Consider the following 23,294-nt stretch of genomic DNA (forward strand, 5'->3'; position numbering starts at 1 on the left):
ATAAGATAGCAGAGGGATAAAGGGTTTCGTGTAGGAGAGGGCGTTATGGAGCACAGGGAATTGTGGCAGCTGGCAGCAATGGATTCTTTGACAGGGGTATCCAGCCGAAGGGAAGGCAAGGACAGGCTGGAACTGATCGTCAAGAGAGCCAAAAAAGAGAAGAAAATGCTGACAGTGGCAATGTTTGATATTGACAGTCTGAACTGGATCAACAATCGTTATGGAGACGGGGAAGGTGACAGGGTGCTTCAGTTTGTCACATCTGCTTCCAGACGCTGTCTGTGTCCGGAGGATGTGATTTTCCGTCTGAGCAGTGATGAGTTCATCGTGGCATTTTACGGGGAAGAGCTGATCTGCGCGGATAAGCGCATACAGAAGATTTTGGAAATACTGGAGAGAGAGCGGGAAGATTACGGACTGGAGTGCCAGCCGTCTTTTTCTTATGGAGCAGTGGAAGTCTATCCTGAGGACTGCTTTACAGTTTCCGATATCATAGCCAAAACGGATGAATTGATGTATATGCAGAAGCGTAATTATCATATTATGCGGGCAAAGAACAGATTAAAATACAACGATTCGGAAGCAGAATCAAAGGATGAATTTCAATATAACCAGGCTCGTCTGTATGACGCGCTGACAGAGAGTACAGATGACTACATATTTATAGGCAATATGAAGACCGGCGTGTTTCGTTATCCTCCGGCCATGGTGCAGGAATTTGGCCTGCCGGGTGAGGTGGTGGAGAACGCGGCAGCCTGCTGGATCGGCCTGATTCACCCCCATGATGAGGCACATTTCCTTGAGAGTAATCAGGAGATCGCGGACGGACGTATAGAGGAACACAACATTGAATACAGAGCTAAGAATACGGAGGGAGAATGGATCTGGCTGAGGTGCAGAGGCAAGCTGATCCGCGACCAGTACGGGAAACCGGATATGTTTGCCGGCATGATCACGAATCTGGGCAAAGAAAAGCAGATTGACCATATGACAGGCCTGTATAACCGGTTTGAATTTGAGGGCAGTATCAAGAAATACCTTATGGACGGCAGCCAGATCACCCGAATCGGGATCATGATCCTGGATATGGATGCCTTTAAGAATGTAAATGACCTGTATGACCGGATGTTCGGGGATGAGATCCTGCGGATAACGGCAGGAAATATAAGTGCTATGCTCCCTGATAATGCCAGGCTTTACCGCCTTGACGGGGATGAGTTCGGAATTATCCTTACCAACGGTACCGAAGAGGACGCGCAGGAGATCTTTTCAAAGATCCAGAATAAGTATACACGCCAGCAGGAGTACAGCGGAAAGAAATATTACTGTACCATATCAGGGGGCTACGCGGTCTGCCCTGAGAATGCGGACAATTACCTGGACCTCTTAAAGTGCGCGAACTATGCATTGGAGCGCTCCAAGGTCAGGGGCAAGAACCGGATGACGATCTATTCTCCGGAGATTCCCCTGGAGAAGGAGAAAAAACTGGAAATGGTGCAGATGCTCAGAGAGAGTATAGAGCGGGGCTTTGCCGGATTTTCTGTCTGCTACCAGCCTCAGGTGGATGCAAAGACAGGCAGGCTTTACGGAGCCGAGGCGCTGGCCCGCTGGCACTGCAGCAAATACGGGGATGTGTCACCCGGTGAGTTCATACCTCTTTTGGAGCAGAACGGTTTGATCGTTCCTATGGGCATGTGGATCCTGCGCAAGGCCGCCGCCCAGTGCAGACAGTGGTGTGAACAGAAACCTGATTTCAACATGAGTGTGAATCTGTCCTATCAGCAGTTCCTGGAAGGGGATCTGACGTCCTTTGTGAGGGACACCCTGGACGAAATAAAACTCAGTCCCGCAAATCTTACACTGGAGCTGACAGAGTCCTATTTTGTCAAGGAGGATGCCATAGTCAGGGAGACACTGGAGAGCTTTCGGGAAATGGGTGTCCGGGTGGCAATGGATGACTTTGGCGTGGGGTATTCTTCCCTCTTTATGCTAAAGTATATACCTGCAGATATTGTGAAGATAGACAGAGGATTTGTCAAGGGAATCACCACGGATCTGTTCAACGCCACATTTATCCGTTCCATCACAGAACTGTGCAATGATGTGGGGAAACAGGTCTGCCTGGAGGGTGTGGAGACAGAAGAGGAATACGGAAGAGTGAGCAGCATGGGTCTGCGGCTTATACAGGGCTTCTATTTCGGACGGCCGGTTCCGGCAGAGCAGTTTTTTGAAAAACTGCAGCCGGGCAAAAATTAAAAGATTAGGAAAGTCCCTCAAAGCATATACTTTAACGAATAGGCTTTGAGGGATTTTTTTGTGATGAAGAAAAGACGTGTTGTGGAACTGGGAATGGCTGTTCTTCTGCTTGCCTCTGCATTTCTGCTCTCCAGGGAAGGGGCGCGGCTGGTGAGCAAGGAAGCGGAAGGAAAGAAAGGCGTCATCGTTGTGGATGCCGGACACGGGGGTATGGATCCCGGAGTGGTGGGCATAAAGAAACTGGAGGAAAAGGAGATCAACCTGAAAATATCGAAAAAGCTCCAGAAGCTTCTGGAAAAAGAAGGGTATCAGGTGATCATGACCAGATCTGAGGACGGCGGCCTTTACGACGCGGACAGCAGAAACAAGAAGGTACAGGATATGCAGAAGCGGTGCGAGCTTATCAGGGAAAAGAAGCCCCTGCTCACTGTGAGCATCCATCAGAACAGTTATCCTGACGAGGCGGTCTGCGGCCCCCAGGTTTTTTATTTCACTCACTCAGCAGAGGGCGGGAAACTGGCAAAATGCATTCAGGATGCTATGAACAGCCAGCTTGATGTGAGCAGACCGAGAGTGGAGAAGGCCAATTCCACCTATTATCTGTTGAAACGCAGCGAGGGGATCTTAAATATTGTGGAATGCGGATTTTTAAGCAATACAAAAGAGGCGGGCCTTCTGGAGACAGATGAATACCAGGATAAGGTGGCAGAAGCGGTCCGGGACGGTATTCTTACATATCTGGGAGACGCGGAGTCCTGAATTTCTCACCGGCTGTAAAAAAATTGTGGAAAAACCATAGAGACAATGGTATTATGGTTATGTATGTAAAGAACAGACAGGAAGAAGAGAGAAAACGTGAAGACCATAATATTGGCAGTAGACAGGGAACACCCCGATGAATCTGTGATCAGGCAGGCGGGAGAAATCCTGAAAAACGGCGGCCTGGTTGCGTTTCCCACAGAGACCGTGTACGGGCTGGGCGGAGACGGGCTGAATGCAGAATCTTCTGAGAAAATATATGCGGCAAAAGGCAGGCCCTCAGACAATCCGCTGATCATCCATATTGCGGATATGGAGAGCCTGGACCGGATTGTCAGTGAGATTCCGGAAAAAGCCAGAAAGATGGCTGAAAAGTTCTGGCCCGGCCCTCTGACCATGATTTTCAAAAAAAGCGATGCGGTGCCTTATGAGACTACAGGCGGCCTTGACAGCGTAGCGGTGCGGATGCCCTCCCACCCGGTAGCGCTGTCGCTGATTCGTCTCGGCGGAGGATATATTGCGGCACCCAGTGCTAACACATCCGGGCGTCCAAGCCCCACCAGGGCTGCCCATGTGGCTGAAGATCTGACCGGAAAAGTGGATATGATCCTGGACGGCGGAGATGTGGGAATCGGGCTGGAGTCCACAATTGTGGACTTTACAGAGGAGATACCCGTAATCCTGCGCCCCGGATATATCAGCCAGAAGATGGCTGAGGAGGTGATCGGCCCGGTGCGGATGGACAAGGGTCTTTTGATCTCGGATGAAAAGGTAAAGCCAAAGGCCCCGGGAATGAAGTACCGTCACTACGCCCCCAATGCCGGCTTGACCATTGTGGAAGGCAGCACGGAGCAGGTTATTAAAACCATCAATGAAAAAAGCCGTGAACTGCAGGCTCAGGGAAAACGTGTGGGCGTCATCGGCACGGATGAGACTGTGGGCGCCTATGAGGCCCAGGTCATAAAGAGTATCGGAACACGGCAGGATGAGGAGACCATTGCGAGACATCTGTTCGGGCTTTTGAGAGAGTTTGATGAGGAGCAGGTAGATCATATTTTTTCAGAGTCCTTTGATACGCCCAGAATGGGACAGGCCATTATGAACCGGCTTCTCAAGGCGGCAGGGCATCATCTGATACATGTTTAACAGGCCTGCGGGCGGTGGGCAGACATATGCCGGACAAGCCGTTTCCGTGTGCAGGCACATAAACTGCAGAGCGATAAAAAATGAAAATACAGGAGGAAATTTAAATGTTAGCATTAGGCTGTGACCATGGCGGATTTGAGCTGAAACAGGAGATCATCGGATATCTGGAGGAACACAAGATTCCATACAAGGACTTCGGATGTGACAGCAACAAGTCAGTGGACTATCCCGTCTACGCGAGAAAAGTCGGGAAGGCCATTCAGAGCGGAGAGTGTGACAAGGGGATCTTGATCTGCGGCACAGGCATCGGTATTTCCATAGCGGCAAATAAGATGAAAGGAATCCGTGCGGCGCTGTGCACAGACTGCTTCTGCGCTGAGGCCACCAGACAGCACAACAATGCCAATGTACTGGCTCTTGGCGGCCGCGTGGTAGGACCGGGGCTGGCTGTAAAGATTGTGGATACCTTTTTGAATACAGAGTTTTCCGGTGAGGAGAGACATCAGAGAAGAATCGACCTGATCGAAGAATAGAAGACAAAGGAGAAAACAAATGGGTAAAATACAGGTAATGGAGCATCCGCTCATTCAGCACAAAATCGGCATCATCCGCCGTACAGAGACAAGTTCAAAGGAATTTCGGGAGCTGGTAAGTGAGATCGCCATGTTTATGGCATACGAAGCCACCAGAGGCCTGAAGTTAAGAGATATTGAGATAGATACACCGATCACAAAGACAACAGTCAAAGAACTGGCAGGCAAGAAACTGGCAGTAGTTCCCATTCTCCGCGCCGGACTGGGCATGGTGGAAGGTATGCTCACCATGATCCCCGCTGCCAAGGTGGGCCATATTGGTCTGTACCGTGATCCGGAGACCCTGAAACCGGTGGAATACTACTGCAAACTGCCGGCTGACTGTGAAGAGCGTGAAGTTTTCGTCACAGATCCCATGCTTGCCACCGGCGGCTCCGCTGAGGCAGCCATCACTATGCTGAAGGAAAAAGGCGTGAAAAATATCCACTTCATGTGTGTGATCGCAGCGCCGGAAGGTGTGAAGGCTTTAAGCGAAGCACACCCGGATGTGGACATCTATATCGGTGCCCTGGATGAACATTTGAATGACCACGGTTATATTGTGCCGGGCCTTGGTGACGCCGGAGACCGTATTTTCGGGACAAAATAACAGGTGTTTTTCGGGAGGTTTTGAAAATGACAGGTAAGAGAAATGACTATATTTCCTGGGATGAGTATTTTATGGGGGTTGCAAAGCTTTCGGGAATGCGTTCCAAAGACCCGAGTTCCCAGGTGGGAGCCTGTATAGTAAGCCCGGACAACAAGATTCTGTCTATGGGCTATAATGGCTTCCCGAAAGGATGCTCAGACGATGTGTTTCCCTGGGCAAGGGAAGGGGAGGAGCTGGACACAAAATATCTCTATGTGACCCACAGTGAGCTGAACGCCATCCTAAACTACAGGGGCGGTTCACTGGAGGGAGCAAAGCTCTATGTATCTCTGTTTCCCTGCAATGAATGTGCCAAGGCCATTATCCAGGCAGGAATCAAGACCATTGTCTATGACAGTGATAAATACGCGGATACTCCGTCTGTCCAGGCTTCCAAACGAATGCTTGACGCAGCGGGAGTCCGTTATTATAAATATAACCACACAGGCAGAAACATCAGCTTTGACGTGTAGCTGTCTGTACAAAAATAAACAGTAGAAGGAGACAAAACATTACTATGGCAAAAGACAAGAAAATGGTAGAGGCCATTACTTCCATGGAGGAAGATTTTGCGCAGTGGTATACCGATGTAGTAAAAAAAGCAGAGCTGGTTGACTATACCAGTGTAAAAGGATGTATGGTGATCAAACCGGCAGGTTATGCGATCTGGGAGAATATCCAGCACGAGCTGGACAGACGTTTTAAAGAGACAGGTGTGGAGAATGTATATCTTCCCATGTTCATCCCGGAAAGCCTGCTCCAGAAAGAAAAGGACCATGTGGAAGGATTCGCGCCGGAGGTTGCCTGGGTGACACACGGCGGTCTGGAACCGCTCCAGGAGAGACTCTGCGTCCGCCCAACCTCTGAGACACTTTTCTGTGACCTGTACGCAAGAGACATCCAGTCCCACAGGGATCTGCCGAAAGTATACAACCAGTGGTGTTCCGTGGTACGCTGGGAGAAGACAACACGTCCCTTCCTCCGTTCCAGGGAGTTCTTATGGCAGGAGGGCCACACCGCACATGCCACTGCAGAGGAAGCAGAGGAGAGAACCGTTCAGATGCTGAACCTGTATGCGGATTTCTGTGAGCAGGTGCTGGCGATCCCGGTGATCAAAGGCCGCAAGACAGACAAGGAAAAATTCGCAGGCGCGGAGGCTACTTATACCATTGAGTCCCTCATGCACGACGGAAAAGCACTGCAGTCAGGCACCAGCCACAACTTTGGCGACGGATTTGCCAGGGCATTTGACATTCAGTATACAGACAAGGACAACACATTAAAATATGTACACCAGACATCCTGGGGCATGACCACTCGTATGATCGGCGCCATCATTATGGTGCACGGCGACAACAGCGGCCTTGTGCTTCCCCCGAGGATCGCTCCGGTTCAGGCAGTGGTGATCCCCATCCAGCAGAGAAAAGAGGGTGTTCTGGAAAAGGCACGTGAGCTTTCCGACGCACTGAAGGCTGCCGGAATCCGTGTGAAAGTGGATGAGACAGACAAGAGCCCGGGATTCAAATTCGCAGAGCAGGAGATGCGCGGCATTCCGGTCCGCATCGAGTGCGGTCCAAAAGACATTGAGGCCAACCAGGCAGTCATTGTCCGCAGAGACACCAGAGAGAAGACAGTGGTATCCCTTGATGCTCTGGCAGAGAAGACAGCGGAAATTCTGGAAATCATGCAGAGTGATATGCTGGAGCGTGCCAGAACACACCGTGATGCACACACATATGTGGCAACTGATTATGAAGAGTTCAAACAGACTGTCAACGAGAAACCGGGATTTATCAAGGCCATGTGGTGCGGCTGCCAGGAATGTGAGGACAAGATCAAAGAGGACGTCCAGGCAACATCCCGCTGCATACCTTTTGAGCAGGAAAACTTATCAGACAAATGTGTCTGCTGCGGCAAACCGGCTAAGAAGATGGTCTACTGGGGGCGTGCGTACTAGAATGAAAATAGAAGTTCCTAAGAGAGTAAAAGAGATAATAGAAACCTTGCAGGAACATGGATATGATGCTTATGCGGTAGGAGGCTGTGTTCGTGACAGCCTCCTCCATTCATCTCCGGCGGACTGGGACATTACCACATCAGCAAAACCCATGGAGGTCAAATCACTGTTTCGCCGCACTGTGGACACAGGGCTTGTGCACGGCACTGTGACTGTGATGCTTGGCAGGGAAGGCTTTGAGGTGACCACATACCGCATTGACGGGGAATATGAGGACAGCCGCCATCCAAAAGAGGTGGTCTTCACAGGTGAACTGCGGGAAGACCTCCGCCGCCGGGATTTTACCATCAACGCCATGGCCTATAATGACAGGGAGGGGCTTGTGGATGCCTTCGGGGGTATCGGGGACCTGGAACAGGGGATCATCCGCTGTGTAGGCGACCCATATGAGCGTTTTACAGAGGATGCCCTGCGCATTCTGCGTGCCGTCCGATTTGCGGCGCAGCTTGGATTCTCCATAGAGGAGCGGACAAAAAAGGCCGCACAGGAGCTTTCCCCCACACTGGCAAAGATCAGTGCGGAGCGCATTGCCACGGAGCTGACAAAACTTCTCGTATCGAAAAATCCACATTTGCTGAAAACAGCTTGGGAAGCAGGTATCACAAAGGTGGTCCTTCCGGAGTTTGATGCCATGATGGAAACACCGCAGAATACGCCGCATCACTGTCTGAGTGTGGGGGAACACACGCTGAAAAGCCTGGAATATGTGGATGCGGATAAGATCCTGCGTTTCACCATGCTCCTTCACGACATCGGAAAACCGGCTTCCAGGACTACGGATGAGAACGGCAGGGACCATTTTAAAGGGCATAGTACGGGAAGTGAGAAGACTGCGAGGAATGTTCTGAGAAGGCTTAAGCTGGACAATGATACCATTCAAAAGGTGACAAAGTTGGTTTACTGGCATGATTACCGTCCGGAACCCAATGCAAAAGCTGTCCGCAGGGCACTGAATAAGGTAGGGGAGGATCTGTTTCCTCTGCTGCTGAAGGTGCAGTATGCGGATACTATGGCGCAGAGTGAGTACCGCAGGGAGGAAAAGCTGGAGCGGATACGGAAGGTGGAGGAGATTTACCGGGGAGTGCTGGAGAGAAAGGAATGTGTTTCGGTGAAGACGCTGGCTGTCAATGGAAGGGATTTGATAGAGGCGGGGATGAAGCCGGGGCCGGAAATTGGGGGGATGCTTAATAGGCTGCTGGAAGAGGTGCTGGAGGAGCCGGAGATTAATGAGATGGGGAGGCTGATGGGGATTGTTGAGAGGGAGTTGGGGAGAGGATAAGCAAGGGAGTGGCTTTTGCGGACGCCCGAACAGCCGGTGCGGGGTGAGAGCAGGGGAGGCGGGGATACAGCCTGGCTCCTGGCTCCGTTCCCCTCAGCTAACTTGCTCCCATTTACTAAATTCATCGGCAATGGCCTCTTCATTAAGTAACTGGGGCAAGTGGATCTTCGGCTCTCTTCGCTGGACACTCGCCAGCCTGTATCCCCGCCTCCCCTGCCCTCACACCACACCGGCTGTTCGGGCTGACAGTGAAGACCGGATAGTTGTGAGGGAAAAGTCCTCACCGTGAGGAGTTTTTAGGTGAGGGAAGGTGTTGGCATCGGGAAATGCGTTGGGATAGCGGAAGTGATTTTTTGGAGCTGTATATTGTTATAGAAACAATTCGTATAGGGGAAAAGTAAAAAACCGTTGATACTGCGAGTAATGATCGTAGTGTCAACGGTTTTTGGTTATGGGTGAGCTTATGGGTGAACTATTTCCATCCGCAGCTATTAAAAGAGCGGATAAGGAGACCGACAACCGCAGTGCTCATATCAACAGGCAAGCCGAAAGCCAACCGCAGCACTCCTATAATCAGACAGCAGGCGGAGCCGCCCTGCCTTCCCCCCGCCCTCCCCGCCTGCTGTCGTCCGCCTGCATATATTTTCGCCTTCTACGTTTCTAATCTCCTGCATAAAATAGAGAGGACACAAAGTAAAGGGGGACAAGGAAGTGTATGATAGGGGTCTCAGCGTACTGGAGCAATACGGACTGGAAGCAAAATCCACATACCGCGGAAGAGGTGCACTCATCTGCGACACCCAGGCCGGTCTGGTTCAAATCCGTGAATATAACGGCTCACCCAGAAAGCTTGGTTATCAGGCTAAGCTTCTGGAGATTGTAAGCACCCGGAATCAGATCAGCGTGGATTCACTCCTTCCTAACCAGGAAGGCGCATACGTCTCAGCCGACAAAGACAACATACCCTATGTGGTAAAGCGGTGGTACGAAGGAAGAGAATGTGACACCCAGTCTATGAAAGACATTAAACGCAGCGTAACAGCCCTGGCGAGTCTACATAAAACAATGAAAATGCCGGTCCAGACACACTATGTCAAGGAACCGCTTCTCATGGAATATGAAAGGAAAAACAGGGAGCTGCGGAAGATCCGTAAATTTGTCTGCCAGAAACGGCGGAAAAATGATTTTGAGCTCAGGTATCTGGACAGCATTGCCTGTTATCTGTGGCATGCGGAGGAGGCCCAGAGGAGGCTTAACTGCTCTGATTATGAGGATCTGCGGTGCCGGTCCCTGGAGACAGGGGATGTATGCCACGGGGAATACAACCAGCACAATGTGCTGATGCTTGCCCAGAATACGGCTGTCATCAACTTTGACCGGTGGCATTATGATGTCCAGATGGAGGATCTCTACCAGTTCATGCGCAAAATATTGGAAAAGCATAACTGGGACCTGGAGATGGGGCGGCAGATGCTTCTGGCCTATCATGAGGAGAAGCCTATGAATGTGCAGGAGTTAGAGAACCTGCGCATCCGTTTTGCCTATCCGGAGAAATTCTGGAAGCTGGCAAACTACTACTATTCCCACAGCAAAGCATGGATTTCCGAGAAAAACCTGGAAAAACTGGAGAAACTCATAGCCCAGCATGATAATTGGATGAACTTTGTCGAAAATATTTCGGTATAAAGTTTCTGAAAACCCCTGTGCAATGTTTGAATTTTCATCGGTGATAGTGTATAATGTATTCCATAGTTACTGTCCGCAGCGCTCAATACGCAGGCTGCGGGCTGTGATGACCCATAAAGGAGCGGTCCGGCAGGCCATAGAGGAGTTGGTGCCGAGGACGTCCGCTATAAATCAACGTTGCACAGGGAGGTAGTAGAATATGGACTACAAAAAGCTTTATGAGGAATGGCTCTCCAACCCGTATTTTGATGAAGATACCAAAAAAGAGTTGAAAGCAATTGAAAATGATGAAAATGAAGTGAAAGAACGCTTTTATAAAGAGCTGGAATTTGGTACCGCAGGTCTTCGAGGTGTGATCGGTGCCGGTGTTAACCGCATGAACATCTACACAGTGAGAAAGACCACACAGGGTCTGGCAAATTACATAGCAGCAGTGAACGGTCAGGCCAAGGGCGTGGCGATTGCCCATGACTCCCGCCGCATGTCCCCGGAATTTGCCAAAGAAGCAGCGCTGTGCCTGGCTGCCAACGGTGTAAAAGCCTATATTTTCGATTCCCTGCGCCCCACACCGGAGCTTTCCTTTGCAGTGAGAAAGCTTGGATGTATTGCCGGAATCAATATCACAGCCAGCCATAACCCGCCGGAGTACAACGGATACAAGGTTTACTGGGAGGACGGAGCCCAGATCACACCGCCTCATGATTCAGGAATCATGGACGAGGTAAAAAAAGTCACAGACTTTGCCGCTGTTAAGACCATGGACGAGGAGGCAGCAAAGGCAGCCGGCCTGTACCAGGTGATCGGACAGGAAGTGGATGACGCTTATATGGAAGAGCTGAAAAGCCAGGTGATCCACATGGATGCCATCAAAGCCATGGCAAAAGAACTGAAAATCGTGTACAGCCCTCTGCACGGCACAGGAAATATTCCTGCAAGACGCGTGTTAAAAGAGCTGGGATTTGAAAATGTATATGTAGTAAAAGAGCAGGAGCTGCCGGATGGTGAATTTCCTACAGTCAGCTATCCAAACCCTGAAGCAGATGAGGCCTTTGACCTGGGCTTAAAGCTTGCCAAAGAGGTGGATGCAGATCTGGTGCTTGCCACTGACCCGGATGCTGACCGTCTGGGTGTCCGTGTAAAAGACAGTAAGACAGGGGAATACCATACCCTTACCGGCAATATGTCAGGCTGCCTGCTGGCTGACTATGAGATCGGCCAGAGAAAAGAAATGAACGGAGGACTGCCGGGGGACGGTGCCATGGTATCCACCATTGTTACCACCAATATGGCAGGAGCCATTGCCAGACATTACGGCATCCGCTTCATTGAAGTGCTGACAGGATTCAAATACATAGGCCAGCAGATCCTGGGATTTGAGACATCAGGAAAAGGTACCTATCTGTTCGGATTTGAGGAGAGCTACGGCTGCCTCATCGGTACCCACGCAAGGGATAAAGATGCCATTGTGGCAACTATGGCTCTTTGTGAGGCTGCCGCATATTACAAGACAAAAAATATGACACTGTGGGATGCCATGATCGCCATGTACGACAAATACGGCTACTACAAAGATGATATCCAGTCCATCACCCTGAAGGGAATTGAGGGCCTGGAGAAGATCCAGACCATCCTGGAGAACCTGAGAAAGAACCCGCCGTCCGCCATCGGTGCGTACAAGGTGACCTCCGCAAGAGACTACAAGGCAGATACCGTTGTGGACATGGAGACAAAAGAGGTAAAGGCAACCGGACTTCCAAGCTCCAATGTACTTTACTATGATCTGACTGATGATGCATGGGTATGCGTTCGTCCGTCCGGCACGGAGCCTAAGATCAAATTATACTATGGAATCAAGGGCACATCCCTGGCAGATGCAGACGAGAAATCCGCTGCACTTGGACAGGCTGTAAAGGAATTAATAGATAAAATGATGTAAAAAGGGGTATTTGCCCGAAGATTCAAAAAAATTCCCTGCAAGCGTAATGTATGTGCTTGACAAACACAGGGAAAAAAGGTATAAATAACAGTAGGCTTTCACCGGGTAAGTGGTAAAAAGCCCTATGAGACTATGAAACTTATTGAGAAATAAGGGAGAATTCATTTAGGAGGAAATACTCATGAACAGAACAGAATTAGTTGCAGCTATGGCTGAAGCAACAGAATTATCCAAAAAAGACGCAGAGGCAGCTTTAAAAGCATTTATCGATGTTGTAACTGCTGAGATGAAGAAAGGTGAAAAAGTTCAGTTAGTCGGCTTTGGTACATTTGAAGTATCCGAGAGAGCTGCAAGAGAGGGAAGAAATCCTCAGACTGGCGAGACTATGACAATCGCAGCTTCCAAATCTCCGAAATTCAAAGCAGGCAAAGCTTTAAAAGACGCTGTGAACGAATAAGAGAAAAATGAGACTTGACAAGTATTTAAAGGTATCCCGCCTGATAAAACGCAGAACCGTTGCAAATGAGGCCTGCGATGCAGGGCGTGTCCTGATCAATGACAAGCCCGCCAAGGCATCCGCTCAGGTGAAGGCCGGTGATATCCTGGAGATTCAGTTCGGCAGCAAGAATGTGCGTGTGGAAATACTGGACGTACAGGAGACTGTGAAAAAAGAGGCGGCCAGTGAACTGTTCCGCTATCTTTAGGCACGGCCGCATTCTGTGAAATTACCGAATGTGAATGGAAAAGGTATATTGTTTTTGAACCCCCCATATAATCTTTTAAGAGAGATATATGGGGGATTTGTTATTTTGGAAGAGAAGCAGGTGAAGACCGGACATAAGCTCCAGATGACTGACAGGGAGACGGGAAGCATATCCGGAGTAAAAGATGTGGTGGCTTTTGATGACGGGGAGATCAGTCTGATCACAAATGCCGGCATGCTGACTATAAAAGGGTCTGAACTCCATGTGACCCGTCTCGATCTGGATAAACAGGAGGTGGACATAGCAGGCCAGGTGGACAGTCTTGTCTACAGCCAGGGGACGGTTCTGAAGTCCAAGGGCGGAGACGGCATGTTAAAGAGGCTCTTTAAGTAATATGAGCGGATATATGCAGCAGGAGCTGCTGTTTTTCTGCAGGACCTTTCTGGCCGGAGTCCTGCTTGCGGCAGCTTACGATATACTCCGTATTTTCCGGAATGTCATATCCCACAATGATTTATTTGTTAGCCTGGAGGACCTGCTATACTGGTGCGTGGCAGGCGTTTTTCTTTTCTCCGTCATTTATCTGGAAAATGATGGGATCATACGGGTATATGCTCTGGCGGGCATATGTCTTGGCGCGCTGATCTATCATTGGGGCCTGAGCGGTTTTCTGGTGAAGTATCTTTCCGCTTTTTTGTCAAAGATTAAGTGTTTATTAAAAATACCGCTGAAACCACTGTACTATCTGAGAAAAAGGTTGAAATTTTGGCTGTCAGGGGTTAAAATTTCCTTATCCAAACAAAAGTCGATACGAAAAGTCAGGAAGAATCAGAATGAGAAGAAAAAAGAAAAAAAGCCTGCAGAACAAGATCGCCATGGTTAGCGTGACGTTTGTTGTAGGTGTTTTATTTATAGGTTTAATGGCAGAAAGCAGCAGATTAGAAGGAAAAGTAGCACAGTACGAGACGAAAAAGAGCGAAGTGAGCGCTAAAATAAAAGACGAGGAAGCTCGGACGAAAGAGATTGATGAACTGAAAAAGTACATGCAGACAGATGAATACGCCAAGGAAGTGGCCAGGGACAAACTGGGTCTTGTGGAAGGAAATCAGATTATCTTTAAAGAGGAAGAATAAGGAACGGATTTTGTCTAAAAGTTTTTCACTTCTGCAGCGTGTTTTTGACAAAGATTGAAGCCAAAAGCATCTATAATACACCTTTGATAGCGATTGCTTATTCAGGGGAGGTAATACCAGATGCAGGAATGGATCATTGCCATGCTCGTGGTCAGCGCCCTGTTGATACTGCGGGACATGGCAAAAACTATTTTTTCAGACATGAAAAAAAGTGCAGCCACTTTGGTGTACGACCAGCATCCACAGAAAGAGAAAATGCAGCGCTATGCACGTTCTTTCCAGAAACTTGCAGACAGCTTTTACGGCATGCCATACCGTAAAGATTACTTATCAGGCGGGGAACTGGAAGAACTGGTGGAACAACTTAGAGAGAGACAGTGTAAGACATGCCCGGCAAACCATATCTGCTGGAAGCAGCATTCCGTGCAGTCATACCAGAGAGTCTACAGCCTTTTCCGTGTTATGGAGGAAGGGGACGAGGAGAAACTCAGGGTGGCGAAGACGGAGCTCACAGGGGTCTGCATCAACCAGGGCAAGCTTACGCAGGAAATGCAGAGGTTAATGGAGAGAGAACGACAGAATCTGATGTGGAATAATAAACTTTTGGAAAACCGGATTGCGGTTGCAGAACAGTTGGGAGAGATGGCACAGCTTATGAAGGTGCTGTCCAGGGATTTGTTCGACATTGTTCAGACGGACCCTGTGTTCCGGGAGGAATTTGCCAAGAGACTGAAAAAGAAGCATATACTTTTGAGAAATGTCTGGATGCTGGAGCAGCCGGACGGTAAGCTGCAGTATTTCTGCGAGCTGCGGGCAAAGGGACAGGCCTGTATCTCCGCCTCGGAGGCCGGGGCAGTGCTCTCGAAAATGAGCGGCAGCAGAATGACCCCCAAGGTGGAGGGCAAGACCCTGATCACCCGGGAGTTCACGGTCATCCGTTTTGTGGAGGAAGTGAACTTCAAGATGCTGTACGGGGTGGCGAAGGTGACAAAGGAGAGGGAGACTATATCCGGTGACAATTACATGTGCACAACAGAGGACAACGGCCAGTTTTTCATGTGCCTGTCCGACGGCATGGGATCCGGCTTGGAGGCCTGCCGGGAGAGTGAGAACGTGGTGGACATGCTGGAGCAGTTTGTGGATTCCGGGTTTACCGGTGAGACAGCAGCCAGAATGGTCAATTCCGTTCTGAACCTGCAGACCAGGGAAGGAAAATTCTCCACGGTGGATATTTCCATTGTGGATCTGTACTCCGGAATGTGTCATTTCCTGAAAGCCGGCGCAGCCACCACCTTCATCAAGAGAGATCACTGGGTGGAAGCCATTTCCTCCACAAGCCTGGCTCTGGGACTGGTCCAGCAGGTGGATTATGAATCTACCAGCAAGAAGCTCTACGAGGGAGATTTTATCATCATGGTGACAGACGGGGTGCTGGACGCCCTGCCGCCTGAGAATGCGGAGGATACCATGAAAGAGATCATCCTGCAGACCCACGCAGAAGCAGCACAGGACCTGGGAAGAGGGATTCTGGAGCGGGTACTGGCCCAGTGCGAGTATAAAGCCAGTGATGATATGACAGTGCTTGCAGCAGGCCTGTGGAAAAAGTGAGTAAGAAAGGACTGAAATACCCAATGGACCAAGGAAAAAATATGGAAGAAAAGGTATTTTCTTATATAGAACAGTACAGAATGATAGAAGCGGGCGACCGGGTGATCGCCGGGGTATCCGGCGGGGCAGATTCGGTGTGCCTGTTGTTTTTGTTATGGGAGTATCAGAAAAAGGTGCCGTTTTCCGTACAGGCAGTACATGTAAACCATCAGCTTCGCGGCAGTGAGGCAAAGCGGGATGAGGAGTACGTGGTCAGGCTGTGCAGGGAGCTGTCCGTACCCTGCAGAGTGTATTCCTATGATGTGGAGCGGATTGCCGCCGAGAGACATATGACGGTGGAGGAGGCAGGACGGGCTGTGCGCCAGCAGGCGTTTGGCGATGCTTGTAAAAAGACAGGCGCGAAAAGCACGGCACTTGCCCACCACCGGGATGACCTGGCAGAAACGGTCCTTCACAACCTGGCAAGGGGAAGCGGAGCCGCGGGCCTGGCGGGAATCCATCCTGTGCGCCGGATGGGGGACGGAGTCTATATCCGTCCCCTTTTGTGTGTGGGAAGGTGCGGCATCGAAAAATGGCTGACAAAAAGAGGCATTGCGTGGATGGAGGACAGCACCAACCGGGAGCTGTCCTACACCAGAAATAAAATCCGTCAAAAAGTCCTGCCGCAGCTTGAGGAAATTAATCCCCGCGCCGCGCAGCACATTGCCAGGGCCGCGCAAACTTTTCTATCTGTGGAGGAATATCTTGGGCAGCAGGCGGATATGCTTTATAGTAGGTATGCCGGGGAAAAAGAGGGCGGGATCATCCTTTCAAAGGAGATCTCCGGTGAACACCCTGTCATGCAGGCTTACGTGGTAAAGCGCGTGCTGGCATATCTGGCGGGAGGGGAAAAAGACATCACCTCCGTCCATGTGGAGGAGGCCCTTGAGCTGCTGGGGCACAGGACAGGGAGGCAGAAATCCCTGGCACATGGCATCACGGTACAGCAGTCCTACGGCAATCTTCTGTTTTATAAAAACGCAGAACGGGAAATTCCCGAAAAAGAATTGGAATTCCATGTTTTTTCCCGGGAAAACCAGCAAATTCCTGAAAAAAAGTATACGAAATGGTTCGATTATGATAAAATAAAAGGAAACCTCACCGTGAGAAAACGGCAGCCCGGAGATTATCTGACTGTCACCCCGGCGGGAGGAAGAAAAAAATTAAAAGATTATCTTATAGACTGCAAGATTCCAAGGCAGGAGCGGGAGAACCTGACCCTGCTGGCGGACGGTTCCCACATCGTATGGGTAGTGGGGTACCGTATCAGTGAATATTACAAAATTACCGAGCAGACAAAAACAGTAATCGAAGTACAGGTCAAAGGAGAAATGGAAGATGAGTGAGACAATCAGACAGCTGATCAGCGAAGAGGATGTGGACAGAAAGATCCGTGAGATCGGAGAGCAGATAAGCAGGGATTATGAGGGCAGGCAGGTACATTTGATCTGTGTGCTCAAGGGCGGCGTGTTTTTTACCTGTGAGCTGGCAAAGAGGATCAATGTTCCGGTGAGCCTTGATTTTATGTCAGTATCCAGCTATGGGAATGACACCAGCTCCAGTGGTGTGGTCAGGATCGTAAAGGATCTGGATGAGAGTATAGAGGGCAAGGATGTCCTGATCGTGGAGGATATTATTGATTCCGGCAGGACACTGAGCTATCTCATAGAGGTGCTGAAGCAGAGGAAGCCCAGCAGCCTCCGCCTCTGTACACTTCTTGACAAGCCGGAGCGCAGAGTGAAGGACGTGAAAGTGGATTATGTCTGCTTTAATATTCCGGACGAATTTGTAGTGGGATATGGGCTGGATTATGCACAGAAATACAGAAACCTGCCTTATATTGGTGTGGTGGAATTATAGTGATATAAGGTGAAAGGAGAACATGACGTGAACAGACAGGCAAAAAGCTGGCTGCCCAGCGTCCTCTTGATCGTTGTACTGGTCATAGGGGGATACTGGCTCTTCAGCCGGCAGCTTACAGTGAATAACGAGTACAGCGAGGCAGAATTCAAAGTCGCAGTTGAGAATGATCAGGTTGTGGAAGTGTATATCCATCCCGAAAAAGTAAGTCCCTACGGCAAAGTCAGTGTGGAGTTGAAAAGCGGGGACCAGGAACAGTTCAACACAACAGATGTGCAGAAATTAAGTGATTTCCTGGAGGAAAAGGGTGTGAAACCAAAAGTGGGGGACGTACCCGGAGACAATACTTTTATGTCTTCCATCCTGCCTCTTATCTTAGTGGGTATCATGGTCATTTTTGTGTTCAATCTTATGAGCCGGCAGATGTCAGGCGGCAGCAATGCCAAGATGATGAATTTCGGCAAGAGCCGCGCCAAGATGACGGTGGACAGCGAAAAGAGCGTTACATTCAAAGATGTGGCGGGTCTTCAGGAGGAGAAGGAGGAGCTGCAGGAGATTGTGGATTTCCTGAAAAGTCCTCAGAAATATGTAAAAGTAGGTGCCAGGATTCCGAAAGGAGTGCTGCTTGTAGGCCCTCCGGGAACAGGTAAGACTCTTCTTGCAAAAGCCGTGGCAGGAGAGGCGGGCGTTCCGTTCTTCTCCATTTCCGGTTCCGACTTTGTGGAAATGTTCGTAGGTGTGGGTGCCTCCCGTGTGAGGGATCTGTTTGAGGAAGGCAAGAAGAACGCGCCCTGTATTATATTTATCGACGAGATCGATGCGGTTGCCAGAAGAAGGGGAACCGGCATGGGCGGCGGCCATGACGAGAGGGAGCAGACCCTGAACCAGCTTTTGGTGGAGATGGACGGCTTCGGTGTCAATGAGGGCATCATCGTAATGTCAGCTACCAACCGTGTGGATATTCTTGACCCGGCAATTCTGCGCCCCGGCCGTTTTGACCGTAAGGTGGGCGTGGGAAGACCTGATGTGAAGGGAAGAGAAGAGATATTACAGGTTCACGCCAGGAAGAAACCCCTCGGCGAGGACGTGGATCTAAAAGAAATCGCCAGGACTACAGCGGGCTTTACAGGTGCTGACCTGGAGAACCTGATGAATGAGGCAGCGATTATCACTGCCAGGGACGGCAGATATTTTCTGACCCAGAAGGATATCCGCCAGGCATTCATCAAGACGGGAATCGGAGCGGAGAAGAAGAGCCGCGTGATTTCCGAAAAGGAAAAGAAGATTACCGCGTACCACGAAGCAGGCCATGCGATCCTGTTCCATGTGCTGCCGGAGATGGGCCCTGTGCATACCATATCCATTATCCCTACCGGAATGGGAGCTGCAGGTTATACCATGCCTCTGCCGGAGCAGGACGAAATGTTCAACAGCAAGAATAAAATGCTGGAGAACATCATTGTGGACCTGGGCGGACGTGTGGCGGAAGAGCTTATATTCGGGGATGTGACAACAGGTGCCTCCCAGGATATCAAGCAGGCGACACAGCTTGCCCGCTCCATGGTCACACAGTTTGGTATGTCGGATAAAGTAGGGCTTATCAATTACGGTTCCGATGAAGATGAAGTGTTTATCGGCCGGGATTTGGCCCACGCCAGAAATTATGGTGAGCAGACAGCGGCTCTGATCGACAGTGAAGTAAAACGGATCATCGACGAGTCTTACGGCAAGGCAAAAGAATTGATCAGTGCACATATGGATGTTCTTCACAAATGTGTGGAGCTGCTGTTGGAAAAGGAAAAAATCGGACGGGAAGAGTTCGAGGCGTTATTTCAGGAAAATGCGGTGGCAGAAAGCTAAAATGTAGGTTTTGCGGCGGGTTTTGTACAGATTTCCGAAAGAATGGGAAATGCCGATTTTTGATGCGTGTAAAATTGGTCAAAAAATCGTTAAAAATTTATTTAAGATTGTGCACACTTTTTCCGTGCTGCATGGTATTATAATAACTGTAAAAACCCCCCAATACATTATATAGTTTTTGCTACACCCCATAAGAAGAAATACCTTCTCCAAAAGAGGCAGTCGTAAGACTGTCTCTTTTACTTTTCTGAGGACACCGGCTGTTTCGGGGCTTTTCTGAAGGATATATTTTGTTCCTGTGGGAATTTATACAAAAGTTGTCATTTTTTGTATAAAAGTGTCTGTTTTCAAAAAATGGTTGTATATGCAGTAAGAGTGGGATAAAATAGATGAAAGATGGGAAAGTAGACCCATGACCGGCAACTTTTTCGACTGAATGATGGAGAGGATGCATTATGAATTACGAATATATGAAGAATGCACAGAAAATTCAGGAGTATGTGACGAACATGCGTCCTGCTTTCAATAAACGTGCGGTGTTCAGTGATGAGACAGAAAATTACAGGACACCTTTTGAACCGGAACCGGGAGACGTTGTAAATGTAAGGATCCGCACAAAGAAAAACAATGTGGATCTGGTCTATCTGGTATACGAGGATAAGAAAAAAGTAATGGACCTGGCTGATTCCAAGGACGGATTTGACTATTATGAAGCCAACATTTCCCTGGGCACTGAGACAGTCAGGTATTATTTTGAGATATATACAGGCAAACTGAACTGTTATTACAACAGGATGGGCGTGGTGCGGGAGATAGACCCGCATTATTCCTTTGGCATTGTGCCGGGCTTTAAGACTCCGGAATGGGCAAAAGGCGCGGTGATGTACCAGATATTTGTGGACCGCTTCTGCAATGGCGATACGGCCAATGATGTGGTGACAGGAGAATACTGCTATATTGACGAACATGTACAGAGAGTGGAGGACTGGTACCGCTGGCCGCAGTCCATGGATGTGCGGGATTTCTACGGCGGTGATCTGCAGGGGGTCTGGGATAAGCTGGACTATCTGCAGGGGCTGGGGGTAGATGTGATTTATTTTAATCCTATCTTTGTCTCCCCCTCCAACCATAAGTACGACAGCCAGGACTATGACTATATTGATCCCCATTACGGGAAGATCGTCAGTGACGGCGGGGATGCCCTGAACTGGGGCGACAAGGATAATTCCCATGCCTCCAAATACATTAAAAGAGTGACTGATTATGAGAACCTGGAGGCCAGCAATGAATTTTTTGCCAGATTTGTGGAGGAAGTGCACAAAAGAGGTATGAAGGTGATTCTGGACGGCGTGTTCAATCACTGTGGTTCCTTCAACAAATGGCTTGACAGGGAGCGGATATATGAGCACCAGGAGGGATACGAGAAGGGCGCGTACATTACAGGGGATAGTCCCTACCGCACGTTTTTCCGTTTCCACAATGAATTTGACTGGCCGTATAACCAGTTTTATGACGGCTGGTGGGGGCATGATACACTGCCTAAGCTGAACTACGAGGATTCCCCCATGCTGTATGAATATATTATGAAGATTGCCAGGAAGTGGGTATCACCGCCCTATAATGTGGACGGTTGGCGTCTGGATGTGGCAGCGGATCTGGGACACAGCAATGAATATAATCACCAGTTCTGGCGGGATTTCAGAAAGAATGTGAAAGAAGCCAATCCGGAGGCTATTATTCTGGCCGAGCACTATGGTGAGGCAAAATCCTGGCTCCAGGGTGACCAGTGGGATACTGTCATGAACTATGATGCCTTTATGGAGCCGGTCACCTGGTTTTTGACCGGAATGGAAAAGCACAGTGACGAGTACAGTGAGGGGATGTATGGCAACAGCGACTGTTTTATCAGTGCCATGCAGTATCATATGGCAAGCTTTTATGCACCGTCTCTGATGACTGCCATGAATGAACTGTCCAACCATGACCATTCCCGTTTCCTTACAAGGACAAACCACAAGGTGGGCCGTGTGGCGCATCTGGGTTCCGAGGCAGCAGGGCAGGACATCAACAAGGCAGTTTTCAGGGAAGCGGTAGTCATGCAGATGACATGGCCCGGTGCACCCACGATCTATTACGGAGATGAAGCCGGACTGTGCGGATTCACGGACCCGGACAACCGGAGAACATATCCCTGGGGCCGGGAGGACAGGGAACTGATCCAGTTCCACAGGGACATGATCGCCATTCACAAGGGGAACCGGGAGCTGATAGACGGCTCTTTAAAGTTCCTGGCAAATGATTACCAGCTTTTGTGCTACGGCAGATTTACGGACAGGGAAAAAACTGTGGTGGCTGTGAACAACAGTGACCAGACCAAGATGGTGGAGTTGTCTGTCTGGGAGCTGGGGATATCCAGGAGCAGGGAAGCGCGTTTTAAACAGCTCATCGTGACCGGTGACTTCGGCTATAGCCTGATTAAGAAGATTCATGTCTGTAAGGGCGGAGTTGTGCGGATGAGAGTGCCCTCCCACGGAGCCATGGTGATTAAATGTGTTGTGGATAAAGACAGAAGAAATGATTAAAAGCATACAAAAAGACCGGCTGAATGTGCCGGTCTTTTTATCATGCCGCAGACCGGAATCGAACTATTACAGTTTCATCATCTGTGCAGATAACTATAATCTGTGCATGATTTAACTATTATTAGTAATTAATGGAATGAAAAACACTTTATATTTTGCAAGTAATTCACGTTTTAATTTCTAAAGAGAACTGGGGCTGCCCCACATATTGCAGAGCAGCCCATTCACGTTTGCTATACCTTTTTCTTTACTGCATACCACAGTTCAACGTAGCCCATATCGGAATCCCCGCCGTAAATCTCAAAGTTCATACCATTCACCTGCTCATATTCAGCGGTAGGAAGCCATTCAGAAAAAAAACGCTTATGCAAGTTATTTATAACTTCGACAACATTATCCCATTTAAACTTTTCAGACGGAAATATTACCCATGTGCTCGCAGGTATATTCGCAACTGTATATCCGTCAACCTTGCTGTTTTTATTTTTGAATGCACACTGCATATATGCGAATGTCCCGGGTTCCGTTTGTTTATAATCACATACCCCATGTACCTTGCATAAGCCGGGGCTGACAAACAGAGGTAAATCACCGGCATCTGCCGCAAGTTTTTCATATGCACCGTTCACGTAATTTTGATTCCAAAGCTCATGAGGATTGTTTGGGTGTACAGCGTTATCATGCAGAATATCTGCATTCACACCTATTCCATCTGTATTAAAAATACCCTCGTAGCCAAAAACCTGAAATGCCTCTTTGTTTTCAATGCGATAATCCATTCTTTTCTCTCCTTTGACTGAAATTTGGAAAGAAATTCTTGGGTATGCTTTAAGTGTTACACCACCAGCGCGCGCTTCCGTCGGTGTAACCCCGTGGAGTGTTCGAAACGCACGTGAAAATGAAACCGGCGAATCGTAACCATACTTTAAAGCGAGATCAATCACTTTGATATTGCCACCTTGCTGCAGTTCCATTGCTGCCATCGTCAGCCTCCTTCTGCGAATGTATTCCGTTAGCGAAATATCGGTAATAAATGAAAACATCCGAGAGAAGTTATAAATTGAACAACAGGCAATTCGTGCCAGCACTTCTTGATCGATCTCACCTGTCAGGTTATTCTCCACATACGCGAGTGCCAAATCCATACGGGTTAATAAATCCAAAAATCTCCCTCCCTTCAAACAAAGTATACTCAATATATAAATTGC

General features: G+C 49.1%; 21 protein-coding genes. 20 read left to right on the forward strand and 1 reads right to left on the reverse strand.

Annotated features, from left to right (window positions below; translation table 11 throughout):
* The first annotated feature begins 45 nt into the window (after positions 1 to 45).
* The 20 genes from V8Q34_RS12830 (at position 46) to V8Q34_RS12925 (ending at position 22,086) form a co-directional block, all read left to right on the forward strand.
* Positions 46 to 2,256, forward strand: a complete 2,211-nt coding sequence (locus V8Q34_RS12830; protein WP_335835610.1) for a bifunctional diguanylate cyclase/phosphodiesterase — start codon at positions 46 to 48, stop codon at positions 2,254 to 2,256.
* 63 nt (positions 2,257 to 2,319) lie between these two features.
* Entirely contained in the window at positions 2,320 to 3,015 is a 696-nt protein-coding gene (locus V8Q34_RS12835; protein ID WP_033141014.1) for an N-acetylmuramoyl-L-alanine amidase, read from the forward strand.
* A 96-nt stretch (positions 3,016 to 3,111) separates the two neighbouring features.
* Positions 3,112 to 4,161, forward strand: coding sequence for an L-threonylcarbamoyladenylate synthase (locus V8Q34_RS12840; protein WP_335835611.1), 1,050 nt, complete (start codon positions 3,112 to 3,114; stop codon positions 4,159 to 4,161).
* A 104-nt stretch (positions 4,162 to 4,265) separates the two neighbouring features.
* Positions 4,266 to 4,694 (forward strand): ribose 5-phosphate isomerase B, encoded by a 429-nt coding sequence (gene rpiB / locus V8Q34_RS12845; RefSeq protein ID WP_033140989.1) that lies wholly within the window; start codon positions 4,266 to 4,268, stop codon positions 4,692 to 4,694.
* Between the two features lie 19 nt (positions 4,695 to 4,713).
* Positions 4,714 to 5,343 carry a uracil phosphoribosyltransferase gene (gene upp, locus V8Q34_RS12850; RefSeq protein ID WP_033140988.1) on the forward strand — a complete coding sequence of 210 codons (630 nt, stop codon included), beginning with the start codon at positions 4,714 to 4,716 and terminating at the stop codon, positions 5,341 to 5,343.
* A gap of 26 nt (positions 5,344 to 5,369) precedes the next feature.
* On the forward strand, positions 5,370 to 5,855 hold the full coding sequence (locus tag V8Q34_RS12855) for a deoxycytidylate deaminase (protein WP_033140987.1): 486 nt from the start codon (positions 5,370 to 5,372) through the stop codon (positions 5,853 to 5,855).
* Positions 5,856 to 5,899: 44 nt separating this feature from the next.
* Positions 5,900 to 7,339: a proline--tRNA ligase gene (proS, locus tag V8Q34_RS12860; protein ID WP_033140986.1), complete on the forward strand. Its 1,440-nt coding sequence runs from the start codon at positions 5,900 to 5,902 to the stop codon at positions 7,337 to 7,339.
* 1 nt (position 7,340) lies between these two features.
* Positions 7,341 to 8,678 carry a CCA tRNA nucleotidyltransferase gene (locus V8Q34_RS12865; RefSeq protein ID WP_335835612.1) on the forward strand — a complete coding sequence of 446 codons (1,338 nt, stop codon included), beginning with the start codon at positions 7,341 to 7,343 and terminating at the stop codon, positions 8,676 to 8,678.
* 711 nt (positions 8,679 to 9,389) lie between these two features.
* Positions 9,390 to 10,364 (forward strand): CotS family spore coat protein, encoded by a 975-nt coding sequence (locus tag V8Q34_RS12870; RefSeq protein WP_033143653.1) that lies wholly within the window; start codon positions 9,390 to 9,392, stop codon positions 10,362 to 10,364.
* A 199-nt stretch (positions 10,365 to 10,563) separates the two neighbouring features.
* Complete coding sequence (locus tag V8Q34_RS12875) at positions 10,564 to 12,300, forward strand: phospho-sugar mutase (RefSeq protein ID WP_033143652.1); 1,737 nt, start codon at positions 10,564 to 10,566, stop codon at positions 12,298 to 12,300.
* 181 nt (positions 12,301 to 12,481) lie between these two features.
* Positions 12,482 to 12,757: an HU family DNA-binding protein gene (locus tag V8Q34_RS12880; protein WP_018593723.1), complete on the forward strand. Its 276-nt coding sequence runs from the start codon at positions 12,482 to 12,484 to the stop codon at positions 12,755 to 12,757.
* A 7-nt stretch (positions 12,758 to 12,764) separates the two neighbouring features.
* Positions 12,765 to 13,004 carry an RNA-binding S4 domain-containing protein gene (locus V8Q34_RS12885; protein WP_033143651.1) on the forward strand — a complete coding sequence of 80 codons (240 nt, stop codon included), beginning with the start codon at positions 12,765 to 12,767 and terminating at the stop codon, positions 13,002 to 13,004.
* Between the two features lie 105 nt (positions 13,005 to 13,109).
* On the forward strand, positions 13,110 to 13,397 hold the full coding sequence (gene yabP, locus V8Q34_RS12890) for a sporulation protein YabP (RefSeq protein WP_033143659.1): 288 nt from the start codon (positions 13,110 to 13,112) through the stop codon (positions 13,395 to 13,397).
* Position 13,398: 1 nt separating this feature from the next.
* Positions 13,399 to 13,887, forward strand: a complete 489-nt coding sequence (yabQ, locus tag V8Q34_RS12895; RefSeq protein WP_033143650.1) for a spore cortex biosynthesis protein YabQ — start codon at positions 13,399 to 13,401, stop codon at positions 13,885 to 13,887.
* On the forward strand, positions 13,838 to 14,137 hold the full coding sequence (locus V8Q34_RS12900) for a septum formation initiator family protein (RefSeq protein WP_186971126.1): 300 nt from the start codon (positions 13,838 to 13,840) through the stop codon (positions 14,135 to 14,137). Before yabQ ends, V8Q34_RS12900 begins: the two co-directional genes overlap by 50 nt.
* A gap of 120 nt (positions 14,138 to 14,257) precedes the next feature.
* Positions 14,258 to 15,745 (forward strand): SpoIIE family protein phosphatase, encoded by a 1,488-nt coding sequence (locus V8Q34_RS12905; protein WP_033143649.1) that lies wholly within the window; start codon positions 14,258 to 14,260, stop codon positions 15,743 to 15,745.
* Between the two features lie 41 nt (positions 15,746 to 15,786).
* Positions 15,787 to 17,130: a tRNA lysidine(34) synthetase TilS gene (gene tilS, locus V8Q34_RS12910; RefSeq protein ID WP_118594126.1), complete on the forward strand. Its 1,344-nt coding sequence runs from the start codon at positions 15,787 to 15,789 to the stop codon at positions 17,128 to 17,130.
* Complete coding sequence (gene hpt, locus V8Q34_RS12915) at positions 17,123 to 17,644, forward strand: hypoxanthine phosphoribosyltransferase (RefSeq protein ID WP_335835613.1); 522 nt, start codon at positions 17,123 to 17,125, stop codon at positions 17,642 to 17,644. Before tilS ends, hpt begins: the two co-directional genes overlap by 8 nt.
* Before the next feature lie 27 nt (positions 17,645 to 17,671).
* Complete coding sequence (gene ftsH, locus V8Q34_RS12920) at positions 17,672 to 19,504, forward strand: ATP-dependent zinc metalloprotease FtsH (RefSeq protein ID WP_033143647.1); 1,833 nt, start codon at positions 17,672 to 17,674, stop codon at positions 19,502 to 19,504.
* Positions 19,505 to 19,959: 455 nt separating this feature from the next.
* Entirely contained in the window at positions 19,960 to 22,086 is a 2,127-nt protein-coding gene (locus V8Q34_RS12925) for a glycoside hydrolase family 13 protein (RefSeq protein WP_033143646.1), read from the forward strand.
* A gap of 233 nt (positions 22,087 to 22,319) precedes the next feature.
* Here the strand turns inward: V8Q34_RS12925 and V8Q34_RS12930 are convergent, their stop codons facing one another.
* Positions 22,320 to 23,249 carry an AraC family transcriptional regulator gene (locus V8Q34_RS12930; protein WP_335835614.1) on the reverse strand — a complete coding sequence of 310 codons (930 nt, stop codon included), beginning with the start codon at positions 23,247 to 23,249 and terminating at the stop codon, positions 22,320 to 22,322.
* Positions 23,250 to 23,294: the final 45 nt, after the last annotated feature.

This window comes from Blautia sp. JLR.GB0024, assembly GCF_037000545.1.
Classification (GTDB): domain Bacteria; phylum Bacillota; class Clostridia; order Lachnospirales; family Lachnospiraceae; genus Blautia; species Blautia celeris.

Excerpts from the sequence above, each read along its gene's own strand:
- V8Q34_RS12830 (WP_335835610.1), top strand. The coding sequence starts at position 46 with ATGGAGCACAGGGAATTGTGGCAGCTGGCAGCAATGGATTCTTTGACA.
- V8Q34_RS12835 (WP_033141014.1), top strand. The coding sequence starts at position 2,320 with ATGAAGAAAAGACGTGTTGTGGAACTGGGAATGGCTGTTCTTCTGCTT.
- rpiB (WP_033140989.1), top strand. The coding sequence starts at position 4,266 with ATGTTAGCATTAGGCTGTGACCATGGCGGATTTGAGCTGAAACAGGAG.
- upp (WP_033140988.1), top strand. The coding sequence starts at position 4,714 with ATGGGTAAAATACAGGTAATGGAGCATCCGCTCATTCAGCACAAAATC.
- V8Q34_RS12855 (WP_033140987.1), top strand. The coding sequence starts at position 5,370 with ATGACAGGTAAGAGAAATGACTATATTTCCTGGGATGAGTATTTTATG.
- proS (WP_033140986.1), top strand. The coding sequence starts at position 5,900 with ATGGCAAAAGACAAGAAAATGGTAGAGGCCATTACTTCCATGGAGGAA.
- V8Q34_RS12865 (WP_335835612.1), top strand. The coding sequence starts at position 7,341 with ATGAAAATAGAAGTTCCTAAGAGAGTAAAAGAGATAATAGAAACCTTG.
- V8Q34_RS12875 (WP_033143652.1), top strand. The coding sequence starts at position 10,564 with ATGGACTACAAAAAGCTTTATGAGGAATGGCTCTCCAACCCGTATTTT.
- V8Q34_RS12880 (WP_018593723.1), top strand. The coding sequence starts at position 12,482 with ATGAACAGAACAGAATTAGTTGCAGCTATGGCTGAAGCAACAGAATTA.
- V8Q34_RS12885 (WP_033143651.1), top strand. The coding sequence starts at position 12,765 with ATGAGACTTGACAAGTATTTAAAGGTATCCCGCCTGATAAAACGCAGA.
- yabQ (WP_033143650.1), top strand. The coding sequence starts at position 13,399 with ATGAGCGGATATATGCAGCAGGAGCTGCTGTTTTTCTGCAGGACCTTT.
- V8Q34_RS12900 (WP_186971126.1), top strand. The coding sequence starts at position 13,838 with ATGAGAAGAAAAAAGAAAAAAAGCCTGCAGAACAAGATCGCCATGGTT.
- V8Q34_RS12905 (WP_033143649.1), top strand. The coding sequence starts at position 14,258 with ATGCAGGAATGGATCATTGCCATGCTCGTGGTCAGCGCCCTGTTGATA.
- tilS (WP_118594126.1), top strand. The coding sequence starts at position 15,787 with ATGGAAGAAAAGGTATTTTCTTATATAGAACAGTACAGAATGATAGAA.
- hpt (WP_335835613.1), top strand. The coding sequence starts at position 17,123 with ATGAGTGAGACAATCAGACAGCTGATCAGCGAAGAGGATGTGGACAGA.
- V8Q34_RS12925 (WP_033143646.1), top strand. The coding sequence starts at position 19,960 with ATGAATTACGAATATATGAAGAATGCACAGAAAATTCAGGAGTATGTG.